At 64.6% G+C, this 15,612-nt stretch carries 10 protein-coding genes and 1 pseudogene; 5 read left to right on the top strand and 6 right to left on the bottom strand.

Annotated features, from left to right (window positions below):
• Position 1 precedes the first annotated feature (1 nt).
• On the bottom strand, positions 2-2,011 hold the full coding sequence (locus tag CCR94_RS25735) for a thiamine pyrophosphate-binding protein (RefSeq protein ID WP_206605870.1): 2,010 nt from the start codon (positions 2,009-2,011) through the stop codon (positions 2-4).
• A gap of 2 nt (positions 2,012-2,013) precedes the next feature.
• Entirely contained in the window at positions 2,014-3,543 is a 1,530-nt protein-coding gene (locus CCR94_RS19410; protein ID WP_184421572.1) for an N-acetylneuraminate synthase family protein, read from the bottom strand.
• Between the two features lie 262 nt (positions 3,544-3,805).
• On the opposite strand from CCR94_RS19410, the gene CCR94_RS19405 reads away from it, so the two are divergent.
• The 4 genes from CCR94_RS19405 (at position 3,806) to CCR94_RS19390 (ending at position 7,411) form a co-directional block, all read left to right on the top strand.
• Positions 3,806-4,498, top strand: coding sequence for a glutathione S-transferase family protein (locus CCR94_RS19405; protein ID WP_104509528.1), 693 nt, complete (start codon positions 3,806-3,808; stop codon positions 4,496-4,498).
• 5 nt (positions 4,499-4,503) lie between these two features.
• Complete coding sequence (queG, locus tag CCR94_RS19400) at positions 4,504-5,592, top strand: tRNA epoxyqueuosine(34) reductase QueG (protein WP_244594144.1); 1,089 nt, start codon at positions 4,504-4,506, stop codon at positions 5,590-5,592.
• Positions 5,589-6,443 carry an SDR family oxidoreductase gene (locus CCR94_RS19395; protein WP_104509474.1) on the top strand — a complete coding sequence of 285 codons (855 nt, stop codon included), beginning with the start codon at positions 5,589-5,591 and terminating at the stop codon, positions 6,441-6,443. Before queG ends, CCR94_RS19395 begins: the two co-directional genes overlap by 4 nt.
• 218 nt (positions 6,444-6,661) lie before the next feature.
• Positions 6,662-7,411, top strand: coding sequence for an SDR family NAD(P)-dependent oxidoreductase (locus CCR94_RS19390; RefSeq protein ID WP_104509473.1), 750 nt, complete (start codon positions 6,662-6,664; stop codon positions 7,409-7,411).
• A 53-nt stretch (positions 7,412-7,464) separates the two neighbouring features.
• On the opposite strand, the gene trxA is transcribed toward CCR94_RS19390, so the two are convergent.
• The 4 genes from trxA to CCR94_RS19370 all read right to left on the bottom strand — a co-directional run bounded on the left by trxA (position 7,465) and on the right by CCR94_RS19370 (position 14,397).
• Positions 7,465-7,791 (bottom strand): thioredoxin, encoded by a 327-nt coding sequence (trxA, locus tag CCR94_RS19385; RefSeq protein WP_104509472.1) that lies wholly within the window; start codon positions 7,789-7,791, stop codon positions 7,465-7,467.
• 130 nt (positions 7,792-7,921) lie between these two features.
• Positions 7,922-9,943: a YgiQ family radical SAM protein gene (locus CCR94_RS19380; protein ID WP_104509471.1), complete on the bottom strand. Its 2,022-nt coding sequence runs from the start codon at positions 9,941-9,943 to the stop codon at positions 7,922-7,924.
• Positions 9,944-10,045: 102 nt separating this feature from the next.
• Positions 10,046-12,940 (bottom strand): bifunctional [glutamine synthetase] adenylyltransferase/[glutamine synthetase]-adenylyl-L-tyrosine phosphorylase, encoded by a 2,895-nt coding sequence (locus CCR94_RS19375; protein WP_104509470.1) that lies wholly within the window; start codon positions 12,938-12,940, stop codon positions 10,046-10,048.
• Positions 12,937-14,397, bottom strand: a complete 1,461-nt coding sequence (locus CCR94_RS19370; RefSeq protein ID WP_104509469.1) for a sensor histidine kinase — start codon at positions 14,395-14,397, stop codon at positions 12,937-12,939. The genes CCR94_RS19375 and CCR94_RS19370 overlap by 4 nt, the downstream gene beginning before the upstream one ends.
• 150 nt (positions 14,398-14,547) lie before the next feature.
• Between CCR94_RS19370 and CCR94_RS25235 the strand changes: the two are divergent.
• Positions 14,548-15,612: pseudogene (locus tag CCR94_RS25235) on the top strand (hypothetical protein); the annotation flags it as partial.

Raw genomic sequence — 15,612 nt, 5'->3', positions numbered from 1 at the left:
CTCAGGCCTTCGGCAGCAGATGCGCCGGCACGTTTTCCGAAGCTGGATCGAGCGGCGCGATCATGTTGGCGCGGAATTCGTCGCGCGGCAGCAGCGGCGACATGTCCTCAAGCGGCATGGACAGGATGGTTCCGTCCTCATTGAACAGGGCCGCCGATTTCGGAAACAGCGCTTCGTTCTCGACCACGCGCACGTCGATCAAGAGCGGCCCGCCCTCGTGCGCCACCGCGCGCGCGATGCCCGCTTCGAGATCGGCGGCGTCATCGATGACGAAAGCCTCCCAGCCGAACACTTTGGCCAGCGCCGGCAGGTCGGGCAGTCCGAGCCGCGCTTCCGGGCCGGTGCCGACATAGCGGCCGTCGAAATAATTGCGCTGGGTCGCGCGGATCGAGGCATAGCCGCGATTGTTGATGACGAACATGCGCAACGGCAGGTTCTGGCTGGCTATGGTCTGCATTTCCTGCAAATTCATCATCAGCGAACCGTCGCTCTCGACGCCGAAGAAGGGCTTTCTGTCGGAGGCCATATAGGCGCCGATCATCGCGGGCATGCCATAGCCCATCGCGCCGAGGCCGGAGGTGAGGAACACCCGCTGACCCGGCTTGTTGGCGAAGCCGGTGTAAAAGAACTCCACGCCAAGGCCGGACGACCCCGTGACGATCAGCGCGTTGTCCGGCAGGCCGTCCGAGAGCGCCTTGGTGAGATGGAAATGGCCGATCTTGCCCGAGGTCGGGAAGGGCGTGGCGTCGAGCGGATATTTGCGCTTCCATTGCGCGCAATGGTCGAGCCAGACGTCAGGCTTGGATGCGGGTTCGGGCGCGGGAGCCGGTTTCGTCCGGCGGAACAAGGCGGACAGCCTTGAGATGGGCGAAGGCTTTTCCGGCGCGGCTTTTTGAGGCGCGGGAGCTTGAGACCCGGGAGCTTGGGACTCCGGCGCCTGTTTCGCCAGCCGCAGCAGCGTCTCGACGAAAATCTTGGCGTCCGCCTCGATCTTGCGGCTGATGCCGGAATCCTCCGGGAACTTGTTCAACTCGGCGGGATCGACATCGACCACGATCTTTTGCGCCGAACGCGCGAACTTTTTCGGATTGTAGGCGGTGACGACATTGTCGAGCCGCGCGCCGATGGACAGCAGCAGATCGCAATTCTGCACGGCGAAGTTTGGCGCGCGCAAAGCCACGGTTCCCGGCTTGCCGACACTCAGCCTGTGGCTCGCCGGGATCAGGTCCATCACGTTCCAAGTGGTGACCACGGGGACGCCAAGCGTTTCATAAAGCTCGCGAAAAATTTCCGCCGCGCCGGCCAGCCGCACGCCATGGCCGGCGAGCAACAGCGGCCGCTCGGCTTTTCGCAAGGCGTCGAGCACCGCGCCAGCCTCGGTTTCCAGGTCGCATGCCGGCGCGATCGGTTCGGGCGTAAAACCGCGCAGGGTGGACACGTCGATGGACGCATTCTGCACGTCGAGCGGAATGTCGAGCCAGACCGGTCCGCGCCGGCCGGTGGTGGCGAGATGAACCGCCTTTTCCAGATGGAAGCGGATGTCTTCGGGGTCGAGCACGGTCACCGCATATTTGGTGATCGGCGCCACCATTTTGACGATCTCGACCTCCTGCGGCCCCATCTGCCGCACACCGCTGGCGCCGATGAGGTCGGCGCGCTTGACCTGACCCGACAGGATCAGCAGCGGAACGGATTCGATCCACGCGCCGGCGCAGCCGGTGATGGCGTTGGTGGCGCCCGGCCCCGTCGTCACCACGGCGCAACCGAGATGACCGTTGACTCTGGCATAGGCTTCCGCCGCTATGCTTGAGGCCTGTTCGTGATGGTTTGGAACGTAATCGAGTTCCGTGGACCGGCCGAAGGCGTCGATCAGGAACATGGCGCCGCCGCCGGGCACCAGGAACACGGTTTTCACGCCCTGGCTCGCGACAAAGCTGGCGACATAGTCGGCGAGGCGCACGGAGACCGGGCCGATGGCGTCGGCTTCCGCCTTGATGTTCTGAATGGTCATCGTCAGTCGATCCAGTGCCGCAAAAGGGTTTTCCGCTCGGCGTTCTGGCCGATGGCGGGATCGGTGTAGAAGGAATCGTTGACGAAATGGGTCGAGGAAATCTCCTCGAACACCGCGCCGGTCTCGCTCTGGAAAGCGTGGCGCATGCCCGGCGTGATGGTGATCACGGAGCCTGGACCGCAGACGCGTTTCACACCGTCCAGTTCCAGTTGCAACACGCCATGCAGCACGTGAAACGTCTCTTCCTTCTTCTCGTGGTATTGCTCGGGGTGTTTCTGGCCGGGCAGCACCACGATCAGTTTCTTGCAATAATTGCGGTTGACCACGGTCACCATGGTGATGCCGAACTCGTCGAAGCGCTCGATGCCGTAATGATGTGAAATCTCCAGCTCGGCCTCGCCCGGCACGACGCCGCGGCTCTGGTCGAGCAGGGCTTTGACGCGATCCACGATCGAGCGCACTTTTGCGCGCACTTGCCTAAGCTCGGTGTTTTCGCTCGTGACCGCCGCCTTGGCGGGAATGTCCTGGGTGGCCTGGAACTGGTTGTATTTCGACCAGTCGTTGGCGGTGATCGACGCGGTTTCAGTGGGAATGGCGAAGAACACATCCACGTCGCGCAGCCGTTCGCCCGCCTTGACGGCGCGCTTGACGAACACGCCCCGGCGCAGTCCAGCCAGCGCTTTCAGTTCCCCCGCGCTCGGCTCGATGCGCTCGCCTTCGACGCCGGCCATGACAAAAGCTTGGCGCGCGGTTTCAAGCCAGACGCGCACCTGCGCGGGATCGGCGGAATAGGTGTTCAAGGCGTATTTTTCGGTGGGAACGCCGACGTGCTTCTCGAAAATGCTCGCGCCCTTGGCGATGGCCATGGCCACCGGCAGCGTTTCGGACGGGTCTTCGTGGGTGGAATAGCCGACGCGCAGATCGGCATAGCGGGCTTTCAGCACGTCGATCTGGTTGAGCTGGAGGTCGGCTCGGGGCGTCGGATATTGCGCGACGCAGGCCATCAGGGAAAATGCCTTTTCGCGGTGGCGCATGAAGGCGACGACATTGTCGAGATCGTTCAGCCTGATACCGGCGGTCGAACCGATGATCGGCAGGTCCGTGGCGCCGATCTTCTCCAACAGCGGCCAGTCCGTGAAGGAGCAGGAGGCGATCTTCAGAATATCGAAACCGTCCTCGACGATGCGGTCCACGCTGGTTTCATCGAAGGGCGTGCACATGGTGAGGAAACCATGCGACTTGATGCGCGCCACCAGACGGCGGGTCTGGTCGCGGTCGAGCCGCGTCTCGGAAAAGCGCTTGATGTATTTGATGTCCATCCGATCGGCGAAATCAGGATGAATGAAGGTGTCGAGATCGCGATATTGCAACTTGAAGGCGAAGCTGAACGGAAAACCCTGCGTCGCGCCGGCGATCTCGTCGATGACGCGCAGCCCATGCGCCACATCGCCCATGTGATTGTTGGCGAGTTCGAACACGAAAAGACGTTCGGGCAAAAGTTTCTTGCTGGGGACGGCGGGTTGGAAATTCATCGCGCGTTTCCTTCCGGAACAAGAGAGGGCGGTTCTCGGATCATCAAACATGACCCTGGGTGAGAATTCGTGAATTCCTTGCGCAGAATTGAAGACACGTCCGCGATTACGTTTTCCTGAGCGTCCCGCCGGGATGGCAGGGATGGTTAATGAAATGATGTTAACGACCCGTTAAGCCTTTCATTCAAACTTGAGGGCTTGTTCACCGCCGTGCGGGCTTCTATAGGGTGCGGCGCGTCGCGAAACGTCCTACAAGATGGGCATGATCCAGCTCTATCATCATCCGCTCTGTCCGCTCTCGCGCTTCATTCGCCTGTCGCTCGGCGAATATGGCGTCGAGGCCGAGTTGATTGAGGAACGGGTCCACGAGCGCCGGCGCGAATTTCTCATGCTCGATCCCGCCGGCCAGACCCCCGTCCTGGTGACGGACGAGGGCAACGTCATTCCCGGCGCGGGCGTCATCGCCGAATGGCTCGACGAAACCTATGGCGAGACGCTGGGACCGCACCGCCTGCTGCCGGTCTCGCCGCTGGAGCGTGTGGAAACCCGCCGCCTCATGAGTTGGTTCAACGACAAGTTTTTCGGCGAAGTCTCGAACTGGCTGGTGACGGAGAAGGTTTATAAGCGCTTCATGGCCACCGAAATCGGCAGCGGCGCGCCGGACATGGACGTGGTGCGCGCGGCCCGCGCCAATGTGCGCCATCACCTGCGCTACATCTCGTGGCTGTCGCAAAACCGCAACTGGCTCGGCGGCGACCGCATGACCTACGCCGATCTCGCGGCCGCCGCACACCTGTCGAGCGTGGATTTTCTCGGCGACGTGCCCTGGGACGAGGAAGAAGCGGCCAAACTATGGTACCAGCGCCTGAAAAGCCGCCCGAGTTTTCGCCCGCTGCTGGCGGATCGGGCGCCGGGCGTCGCGGTCAATCCGATTTACGCGGAAGTGGACTTTTAAGCTTTTTGCGCGGCGAGGCGGCCAGACTCGGGTTTGACGGCTGCCGCGTCACCAAACCTGACGCCATCCCCCACGCCCCCGCAGCGCTCGAAACCTTCATAGCCGAAGGCCGCCACGGCGACATGGATTGGCTGGCCGAAAGGCGCGACTGGCGCGCCGACCCGCTAAAACTCTGGCCGGAGGTCCGCAGCGTGGTCATGCTCGCCATGAACTACGGGCCGGAAATCCTCCCCGTTCCGCCTCGGGCCGGCAACATTTCCGTTTACGCGCGCCATCGCGACTATCACGATGTCGTCAAGGGCAAGCTCAAGCTTTTGGCGGGCGCGCTGCTCGCCCGCGCGAAAATTTTGGGCGTGGCGGGCGAAGTCAAAGTGTTCGTGGACACCGCGCCGGTGATGGAAAAGCCGCTCGCCGCCGCCGCCGGCCTCGGCTGGCAGGGCAAGCACACCAATCTGGTGTCGCGCGATTTTGGCTCCTGGCTGTTTCTCGGCAGCATTTTCACCACCCTCGACCTGGCCTCCGACGCGCCGGAAACAGACCATTGCGGCTCGTGCCGCGCCTGCCTCGACGCCTGCCCGACCGGCGCGCTCGACACGGGAAAAATCGACGCGAACCTGTGCGTCTCCTATCTCACCATCGAGGCCAAGGGGCAGATCCCCCGCGACTTGCGCGAAAAGATTGGCAATCGCATCTATGGCTGCGACGATTGCCTCGCCGTCTGCCCCTGGAACAAATTCGCGCAACAGGCCCACGAGGCGAAATTTCGCGCGCGCGCCGATCTGGTCGCGCCGCCGCTGACCAAACTGGCGACGATGGACGAGGGGGAGTTTCGCGCCTTTTTCTCTGGCAATCCGATCAAGCGCGTCGGTTCCGCGCGCTTTCTGCGCAACGTCCTGCTCGCGCTCGGCAATTCCGGCGATGTTTCGCTCGCGCCGTTGGCGATGGCGCGGCTCGGCCACGAGTCAGCCCTGGTGCGCGGCATGGCGGTCTGGGCTTTGGCGCGCTTGCTGCCGCGCGACGAATTTGCGACTCTGGCCGCACAAAACAATGAGCCGGACCCCAGCGTCCGGTCCGAATGGGGGTTTTACCCGTGAATCTTCTGATCTTCGGGCTCGGCTACAGCGCCGGTTTTTATGCGGCCGAAGCGGCGCAGGTTTTTCAGCAGGTGACGGCCACCAAACGCGCGCCAAAAGCCACGGCCGAGGGCCGTTGCCGCTTGCTCCCGTTCGACGGCGACGCGGACGCAATCGACCCGCGCCTGATCGAAGCTTTGGACGCCGCCGACGCCCTCTTGGTCAGCGCCGCCCCGACCGCTGAAGGCGACCCCGTGCTGCGGCGACTGGCGGAAAAAATCGCGGCGACGCGAAGGTTGCGCAAAATCGTCTATCTCTCGACCATCGGGGTGTACGGCGACCACCAGGGCGCCTGGATCGACGAGACGTCGGAGCTGCGCCCCTCCAATGACCGCACCCGCTGGCGGGTGACGGCGGAAAACGACTGGCTCGCCCTTGGCGCGCGAACCGGCAAGCAGGTTTATGTTCTGCGCCTGTCCGGCATTTACGGGCCGGACCGCAGCGTGATCGAAAAACTGCGCGACGGCACGGCAAAACGCCTGATCAAGCCCGGCCAGGTGTTCAATCGCATCCACGTCGCCGACATCGCCCAGACGATCAACGCCTGTTTCACCGGCTCGGCGCCGGGCGGGGTTTATAATGTCACCGACGACGAACCAGCGCCGCCGCAGGATGTGGTGACCTATGCCGCCGAGCTTTTGGGAATCGAGCCGCCGCCGGAACAGGAATTTGTCGCGGCGCAACTCTCGCCGATGGCGCGCAGTTTTTATGGAGACAACAAGCGCGTGCGCAACGCGAAAATTGTTGCCGATCTCGGTGTTAAACTTCGATTTCCAACATATCGGCAAGGGATAGAGGCGCTTTTGCCCTAGAATTATTCAGAGTGGACATGGAGGCGCTGGGCCGAAACGCCCGCGCCATCATCCTCGTCGCCGGCGACGCCTGTTTCGATCCTCCCAGCTTCGACATGGCCCTCATCGGCAGTCGTATGGAACCCCGGGTTTAGGGGCGGATAATCCCGGCCTTTGGTCATTTGCCATCCCGGTACAGGATGGGCCAGACTGTTCTCCCTCCAACGCAGGACATTTGCATGAAAACGTTGTTGGTCACCGGCGCGACGGCCGGTTTTGGCGAGGCCATCGCGCGACGCTCCATTCGCGACGGTCATCGGGTGATCGCCACGGGGCGGCGGCTGGAGCGGCTCGAAGAACTGGCCGCGGAACTCGGGCCGAACCTCCTGCCGAGGCGGCTGGACATGATGGATACGGCGGCCATCGCCGCTTTCGTCCCGTCTCTGCCGGAAGGCTGGCGCGAGATCGACGTGCTCGTCAACAATGCGGGCCTTGCTCTTGGACTTGGGCCGGCGTGGGAGGCCGATCTCAGCGATTGGGACCGGATGATCGCCACCAATGTCACCGGCCTCGCGCACATGACCCGCGCGGTCTTGCCGCAAATGGTGGCGCGCAATGACGGACTGATCGTCAATCTGGGTTCGGTGGCGGCCAATTACGCCTATGGCGGCGGCCACGTCTATGGCGGGACAAAAGCTTTCGTGCGCCAGTTCACGCAGAATTTGCGCAGCGATCTCGCCGGCTACAATGTGCGCGCCACCGACATCGAGCCGGGCATGGCCGACGGTTCTGAATTCTCGCTGGTGCGGTTTGGCGGCGACAAGGCCAAGGCGGCGGCGGTTTACGAGGGCACGCAGTCGCTGACGCCGGAGGATATCGCGGAAACCGTGGCCTGGCTGGTTTCGTTGCCGCCGCATGTCAACATCAACCATCTGGAGCTGATGCCGACCTGCCAGGCGGGGGGCGGTTTCGCGGTGAAGCGTCGGTAACAAAAAGGGGCCGCTCGCGGACGACGAGCGGCCCCTTTATTTGGAACAACCGATCAGAGGCCGGCGCCGGCCCTGATCCATTTGTCGAGTTCGCCCTTGGGCGCCGCGCCGACCTTTTGCGAGGCGACCTTGCCGTCCTTGAACAGCATCAGGGTCGGAATGGAGCGGATGCCCAGCTTGCCCGCGATGCCCGGGTTTTCATCGACATTGACCTTGGCGATCTTCACTTGGCCGGCATAATCCTTGGCGAGGTCTTCGAGCGACGGGCCGATCATCTTGCACGGTCCGCACCACTCCGCCCAGAAATCAACCACCACCGGTTCGGCGGATTGCAGAACGTCCGATTCGAAAGTGGCGTCGGTGACTTTGACGGTGGACATGAGAACCTCGCTGATGGGGGAGGGCGCGAATCTTGGGCGCGTCCAGTTGCGTGAAACCTAGGGTTGGCGGCATCCGCCGTCAAGGCGCGGATTGGGGCGAACGGGGTGAACGCGCGTTGACCAAACGGCGTTAGATCACGCCTTTTGTCAGGAATTTCCGCGCCTTGGCGTTTCGTTGCCCCGAACCCGGCCGCGCGTCCTTTCCGCCGGTTCCCGCCGGTTGCCAGTTGGGCACGAGTTGATGCTTGCCCGGCCCGATCAGGTCGGCGCGGCCCATGTTTTTCAGAGCCTCGCGCAGCATCGGCCAGTTTTCCGGATCGTGGTAACGCAGAAACGCCTTATGCAACCGGCGCTGGCGCAGCCCCTTGATGGCGCCCACCGCTTCGGAGGCGCCGTGGCGTACGGGCTTTAATGGATTGAAGCCGGAATGATACATGGCGGTGGAGAGCGCCATCGGCGAGGGCAAAAAGGTCTGGACCTGATCGGCGCGGTATTTGTTGCGCTTGAGCCAGAGCGCGAGGTTCATCATGTCCTCGTCGGTCGTGCCGGGATGGGCCGCGATGAAATAGGGAATGAGATAATATTCCTTATTGGCTTCGCGCGCGGCGCGGTCGAACATGTCCTTGAACTTGTCATAGGCGCCTATGCCCGGCTTCATCATTTTGGACAGCGGCCCGGTCTCGGTGTGCTCCGGCGCGATTTTCAGATAGCCGCCGACGTGATGGGCGACCAGTTCCTTGACATAGGCCGGGCTTTTCACCGCGAGATCGTAGCGCACGCCGGAGGCCACCATCACCCGCCTGATCCCCTTGAGTTCGCGGGCCTTGCGGTAAAGCTGGATCAGGGCGTCGTGGCTGGTGTCCAGATTCTTGCAGATGTCGGGATAGACGCAGGAGAGGCGGCGGCAGACGCTTTCGGTCTGCTTGTCCTTGCAGGCCATGCGGTACATGTTGGCGGTGGGGCCGCCAATATCGGAGATGACGCCGGTAAACCCTTCGGTCTTGTCGCGGATCTCCTCGATTTCCTTGAGGATCGAGTCTTCCGACCGGCTCTGGATCACACGGCCCTCGTGCTCGGTGATCGAGCAGAAGGAACAGCCGCCGAAACAGCCGCGCATAATGGTGACGGAATGCCGGATCATCTCCCACGCCGGGATTTTGCGCTCGCCATAGGCGGGATGCGGCGCGCGGGCGTAGGGCAGGCCGTAAACCGCATCCATTTCCGGCGTGGTCAGCGGGATCGGCGGCGGCGTGAGCCAGACTTCCCTTTTGCCATGCTTTTGAATCAGGGGGCGGGCATTGCCGGGGTTGCTCTCGCGGTGCAGCACGCGGGAGGCGCGGGCATAGGATTCCGGTTCCACCACCACCTGATCATAGGCGGGCAGGCGCACCACGACATTGTCGCCCTTGACATGAACGCCCTCGTCTCCATCGAGGTCGTCGGCGGGGGCTTCGGTCCAGCCCTCAGGCGCGGAGTCGCGCATAAAGGCGAGGCCGCGAATGTCGGAAAAATCCTGGTCGAGACCCTTTTTGGCGAGGCGGTGGGCGGTTTCGACCAGGGCGCGCTCGGCATTGCCGTAAAGCAGCAGGTCGGCCTTGGAATCCATCAGCACCGAGCGGCGAATCTTGTCGGACCAGTAATCGTAATGGGCGATGCGGCGCAGCGAGGCCTCGATGCCGCCGATGACGATCGGGATTTCGGGAAACGCCTCGCGGCAGCGCTGGGCATAGACGATGACGGCGCGATCCGGCCGTTTGCCGCCCTCGCCACCCGGCGTATAGGAATCATTGTGGCGCAATTTCCGGTCGGACGTGTAGCGGTTGACCATGGAATCCATGTTGCCGGAGGTCACGCCCCAGAACAGATTGGGTTTTCCCAAAATTTTGAAAGCTTCCGCGCCGCTCCAGTCGGGCTGCGCGATAATGCCGACGCGAAAACCCTGGGATTCCAGCAGGCGGCCGATGATGGCCATGCCGAAACTGGGATGGTCGATATAGGCGTCGCCGGTGACGAGGATGATGTCGCAGGAGTCCCAGCCCAAAACCTCCATTTCCGCGCGCGACATGGGCAGGAAGGGGGCCACGCCAAAGCGGTGCGCCCAATATTTGCGGTAGGAGAACAGGGGTTTCGCTGTTTGCGGGTTCAAGGTCATCGGAGGTTGTCGCGCGTTCGGGTCAGGGCGTCAATAACGCCGAAGCCGGGCTTTTCGACGACGGCTCCGCGCCGCCGCAGGTCCAACATTGGCGGGTGATCTTCAGCTTGCCGCCATGAACGCCTCGAAAATCCGCCGCACCTCCTTGCGCCGTTCCGCCAAATCCCGCTCCAGCCGCGAAAAATCCGGCAGACCCGCCGCCACCGCCAACCGCCGCTTGACGCCCTCAGCCGCTTGGGCGGGATCGGCGCCCTCGCCGAGGCTCAACCGCAGCCATTGCGTCACCTTGGAGAATAAAGCCAAAGCCTCGCCCAACCGCGCCGCGACGTCCGGGTCGAGCGCGCGGCCCGACGCGGCCGCCAGAATCTCCGCCGTGCCCTGCGTGCGAAAACTGCGTTTCTTGAAACCGTGGGCCAGCGCCAGCGTCTGCGCGATGAATTCAATGTCGAGCAGCCCGCCCGGCGCCAGTTTCAGATCCCACGGCCCCGCAAAACCCTTCTCCTTTTCGATCAACCTCCGCATCGTCAGCGCCTCCTTCGCCAGAAGGGCGAAATCGCGCTTGACGAACAAGGTGGAGTCGATGATCGCCCTGACATCTTCGCGTAAACTGGCGTCGCCCGCGATCGGCCGGGCGCGGGTCAGCGCCATATGCTCCCAGATTTCCGCATGTTCGGCCTGATAGGCGCCAAAAGTCGAGAGCCGCGCCGCCACCGGGCCCTGGTTGCCGGACGGGCGCAGCCGCATGTCCACCGAAAAGAGTTTTCCACGGCGCGTCGGCGCCGAGAGCGCGGCGATCAGGCGCTGGGTGAGGCGACCGTAATAGACGGAGGCGTGCAGCGGCTTGGCGCCGTCGGATTCCGGGTTTTCCGGGTCGAAATCATAGACCGCCACCAGATCGAGATCGGAGGTCGCGGTCATTTCGCGCGAGCCGAGCTTGCCGAAGCCGAGCACCGCGAAGCGGCCGCCCGGCGGGCCGCCGTGTTCGGCGACGAAAACCTCCTCGACGCGCGTCAGGCAAGCGCGAATCAGCGCGCCCGCCAACGCCGAATAGGAGCGCGCCGCCTGCTCCGGCTCGATCAACTCCGCGAACAGCCGCAGGCCGATCAAGAACTTTTCTTCCGTGGCGAAGGTGCGGGCGATGTCGAGAAAGTCTTCGAGGCTGGACCCGCTCTCGTGAAAACCTTCGAGACGGCGCAGATAATCCTCCTCGTCGCCGACGATGGCCAACAGACCCTGGTCGATGGCCGCGTCCAGCACATTGGGCTTTTGCGCCACCACTTCGGCGAGGCGCGGGGCGCCGCCCAGAATGTCGGCGAACAATTGCCGCATCGCCTCATGCGATTTCAACAGCGAGAACAGCTCCACCGCCGCCGGCATGCGCGCCATCGCCTCGTCGAAGGCGGCGATGGCCGAATCGGCGTCGCCCGACTTCGAAAAGGCGTTGAGCAGGGCTGGGATGAGCTCGGTCAGCACCTCGCGGGCGCGGGCGCTGCGCACCGCCGGGCGGCGGCCGAAATGCCAGCCGCGCACGGTCTCGGCCGCGCCGGCCGGGTCGCGAAACCCCATTTCACGCAGCGTGTCCAGCGTTTCCGGGTCGTCGCCGGAGCCGGTGAAGACGAGACTCCCGGCGCGCGAATCCAGGCCCGGCGCGCTTTCGAACAGCCGGGCGTAATGTTTCTCCACCGCGCGCAGCCGCTTGATCAAAGCGGCGGAAAAGCCGGCGACGCCGGGAAAACCGCAGAACCGGGCGAAAGCCTTTAACGCGTCTTCATCGGCGGGAAGGCGCTGGGTCTGGAGGTCGTTGAGCATTTGCAGCCGATGCTCGACGCCGCGCAGAAAACAATAGGCCTCACTGAGTTCGGCCACCGCTTGCGGCGTGATCCACTGGTCCGCCTGGAGCTGTTTCAGCATGTCGAGCGTGCGCGAGCCGCGCAATTGCTTGCGGCGGCCGCCGAAAATGAGCTGCTGGGTCTGCACGAAAAATTCGATTTCGCGGATGCCGCCGCGCCCGAGCTTTACGTCATGGCCGGCGACGGCGATTTCCGCATGGCCTTTGACCGCGTGAATCTGGCGTTTCATGGCGTGGACGTCAGCGATCGCCGCGTAGTCGAAATATTTGCGCCAGATGAAGGGGGACAGTTCGGCCAGGAAATCTTCGCCAAGGGCGATGTCGCCGGCGATCGGCCGCGCCTTGATGAAGGCGGCGCGCTCCCAGTTCTGGCCGAGCGTCTCGTAATAATGCCGCGCGGCGTCGAGCGAGACCGCGATCGCCGTGGAGCCGGGGTCGGGCCGCAACCGCAGATCGACGCGCAAGACATAGCCGTCGCCGGTGTGCTCGTTCAGCAGTTTGACCAGATGCTGGGTCAGGCGCACGGCATTGGTCTTGGCGCCTTGTCCCGCGTCCAGAACCGGCGACTGGCCGTCAAAAAACACCACGAGATCGGTGTCGGACGAATAGTTCAACTCCCTCGCGCCATGCTTGCCGAGCGCCAGAACGGTCAGGCCGCAACGCAACTCGTCGGGTTCGCCGCCCCCCCAGTCCAGCCTGTCGCCCGCAAGCCGCAAAGCCGCGCGCAGGGCGGCCCCGACGAGGGCGTCGGCGGCGCGCGACAAGGCCCCGGTCGTCGCCACCACGTCGAACACGCCGCAAAGATCCGCCAAGGCGATCAGCAGCGCGCTTTCCTGCTTGGCCTTGCGCAGCAGGGTCATCGCGCGGGCTTCCGAACATGAGGCCGTCCCGCATTCCTTGAGCGGCGCCAAAGCGGCGTCCAGCGCCGCCTCCGGCTCCTCCTGGCGCAGGATGCGCTTGAGCCGGTCGGGATCGCGCGTGATCAGACCCCACAAGAACGGCGACTGGTCGGCCAGCCCCAGGGCCAGAGGTTGAAAGGCGGGCCATTGCGGCAGGTCGGCGAGGTCGGGCGCCTCCACGAGCAGGTCCTTGAGACGGACCTGCGCGTGCGTCTTTTGCGCCGGACGGGGGAACGCCAGCGCGGTCATGACGCGGCCTCGCGCGGCAGGCGCAGCGTCACGCGCAAACCGGGTTCATTGTTCTCGACGCGCAACTGGCCGCCGTGCAGCCGCGCCACGGCCGCCGCCAGCGACAGGCCCAGGCCGGAGCCGGGGCGCGAGCGCGACGCCTCCAGCCGCACGAAGCGCTCCAGCACACGCTCGCGGTCGGCGGCGGGTATGCCCGGCCCGCGATCCGCGACAAAAATTTCGACCGCGCGGGCGTCGCCGGCCGCGCCCACCGTCACTTCGCCGAACTGTCCGGGCAGCGGCGGTTCGCCATATTTCAGGGCGTTGTCGATGAGATTGGCCAGGGCCTGGCCGATCAACTCGCGATGACCGCGAAACTTTTCCGCGCCTCGCGCCGCGACCTTGAGATGCACGCCGCGCTCCTCCGCCGAGGGTTCGTAGAGTTCGACCATGTCGGCGGCGAGCGCCGCCCCGTCAAGTTCGGTAAACCCTTCCGATGAAGTGTGGGTCTCGGCGCGGGCGATCAGCAGCAGCGCGTTGAAGATGCGGATGAGGCCGTCGGCCTCCTCGATCACATGCTCCAGCGCTTGCTTCAGCGAGGCCTGTCGGCTCGCCGAATCGCCGTCCGCCGAATCGCCCCGGTCGGCCATCAGGGCCTGCTCGGCGTTGTTGCGCAGCCGCGTCAGCGGGGTGCGCAGATCATGGGCGATGTTGTCGGACACCTGCCTTATGCCCTCCACCAGCTTGGCGATGCGGTCGAGCATGGCGTTGAGATTCTGCGCGAGCCGGTCGATCTCGTCGCCCGCGCCCGACAGCGGCAAGCGTCCCGTAAGGTCTTCCTGCAGCAGGGTCGTGGCCTTGGCGCTCATGGCGTCCACACGCTGGAGCAGGCGTCGCGCCACGATAAAGCCGCCGAACGCGCCGATCGCCAGCAGCCAGGGCAGCGATCCCATCAGGGCCGCGCTGAGAATGCGGCCAAGGCGCTCGCGGTCCTCGAGATCCTGGCCGACGAGAAGTCGGAATCCGTCCGGCAGGACATAGGCGCGCGCCAGCGCCCGGCGGCGGACGTTCGCCTCGCCCGGCCGCTCATAGGCTATTTCCATCGGCGCGGTCTGGCTCAGCACGTCCGCCGGCAATTCCAGCACATTGCCGGCGATCCCGATCCCGTTGGGGGCGGCGACGAGATAAATGGAGGCGCCGGGCGCCTGCGCGCGCCGCTGCACCACATTCACCAATTGGGTGAGCCCACCCTCCTCGTATTGGTCGGTCAGGCCCTTCAATTCGACGTCGAGCGTCTGGGTGATCTGCTCGTTGATCAGGGCGCGGACATTGTCTCCGACATGACCCAGCGCCAGGGTGAAGCCGAGCCCGACGATGATGACATAGGCCAGCGCCAGCTTGAACGAGGTGGTGCGAAAGAATCGGTCCGCCGAACCGAGGCGGGCCAATGTCGTGTTCTTGAATTCCGCCGGCGGCAAGGCGCGTCCCCTTTTTTTTCACCATGATTCATGCCGGCTTCGCGGGCAAGTTAGCGATTGGTCATAACGAGGATGCGAAACGGGAAACCGCTCTTTAACCGTGAGGCTTCATTGTCTCATCCTGTTCGGTAGCGTTCTGTAGGGTACCCCATGTTCACGATTCTCGATCAATGGCTGGCGCGTCTGTTTGGAGCCAGCCGGCGCGACAGGAGCGTCCCGCTTCTCGCCCAGCGCGCCTATTACGGCCATGACGGCATGGATTTCCGCCAGATCGACGCCTATGACCGCAGCTTCGATTTCGACGATCAGCCGACGCCCTACCAGACCTATGTCCGTCTGCCCCGCAGCGGCGACATCCTTATCGATTCGCCCGCCGCGCCGGCGTCGGCGCCGGCCCCCGGCGCTCAAGACCTGGCTGAACAGGAAGCCGCCGCGACGCTGAAGTCGCGGCGGATGCTGCGCGGCGATTGGGTCGAGCCCGAAACGCCGGCGACCGCCGAGCCGGCGCCGGCCGCGCCGGAGGTCTGGAGCGCAGATCCCGGCCGCGTGCGCTTCACCCGCACGCCCGAGACCTTCATCCAGCGCCGCCGCGACGAGGAAGAAGCGCGCGCGCGCGCGCTGGAGGAAGAGACCCGCCGCGTCGCCGAGGAGACCCGCCTGCGCGCCGAGGCGGAAGCGCGGCGCATCGAAGAGGACACGCGGCGCCTTGAGGAGACCAAGCTGGCCATCGCCCAAGCCATGCGCGGCGTCAACCAGGATGCGGACGCCGACGCGCCGCGCGTGCGCTTCGCGCGCACGCCCGATGCGGTGTTCCAGGCCCGCGCGCGCCTGAAGGATCCGAAGCCGGACCCCATTCCTGAACCCGAAGCCGAAGCCGAAATCGGAACCGGAACCGGAACCGGAACTGAACCGGAAACCATCGCCGAACCCGAAGCTCAGGCCGAGGTTCCCCCCGCGCCGGTCGCCGAGCCCGCGCCAGCTTTCGAGCAAGGCGCCTTTGGCCAAGTCGCCGCCCTGTTTACCGCGATGGGCGCCCGTTTCGCACTACAGACCGGCTCTGCCGCGTCGGCCCGTTTCGTCGCGCCCCTCGCTCCGGCCGTTCATGTGGCGCCCGTTCCCGCGCCCGTGGCGCCCGCGCCCGTCGTGTCAACTCCCGAGCCTGTCGCGGCTGCGGCCGCCCCCGTCGAGGCGGCCGCAGCCGCGACAGGCTCGGGA

This window comes from Rhodoblastus sphagnicola, assembly GCF_002937075.1.
In the GTDB taxonomy this organism is placed as follows: Bacteria; Pseudomonadota; Alphaproteobacteria; order Rhizobiales; family Beijerinckiaceae; genus Rhodoblastus; species Rhodoblastus sphagnicola.
This window is presented reverse-complemented; position numbering and strand designations above follow the sequence as displayed.

Coding starts and splice junctions, on each gene's coding strand:
- CCR94_RS25735 (WP_206605870.1), bottom strand. CDS start 2,011: ATGACCATTCAGAACATCAAGGCGGAAGCCGACGCCATCGGCCCGGTC.
- CCR94_RS19410 (WP_184421572.1), bottom strand. CDS start 3,543: ATGAATTTCCAACCCGCCGTCCCCAGCAAGAAACTTTTGCCCGAACGT.
- CCR94_RS19405 (WP_104509528.1), top strand. CDS start 3,806: ATGATCCAGCTCTATCATCATCCGCTCTGTCCGCTCTCGCGCTTCATT.
- CCR94_RS19390 (WP_104509473.1), top strand. CDS start 6,662: ATGAAAACGTTGTTGGTCACCGGCGCGACGGCCGGTTTTGGCGAGGCC.
- trxA (WP_104509472.1), bottom strand. CDS start 7,791: ATGTCCACCGTCAAAGTCACCGACGCCACTTTCGAATCGGACGTTCTG.
- CCR94_RS19380 (WP_104509471.1), bottom strand. CDS start 9,943: ATGACCTTGAACCCGCAAACAGCGAAACCCCTGTTCTCCTACCGCAAA.
- CCR94_RS19375 (WP_104509470.1), bottom strand. CDS start 12,940: ATGACCGCGCTGGCGTTCCCCCGTCCGGCGCAAAAGACGCACGCGCAG.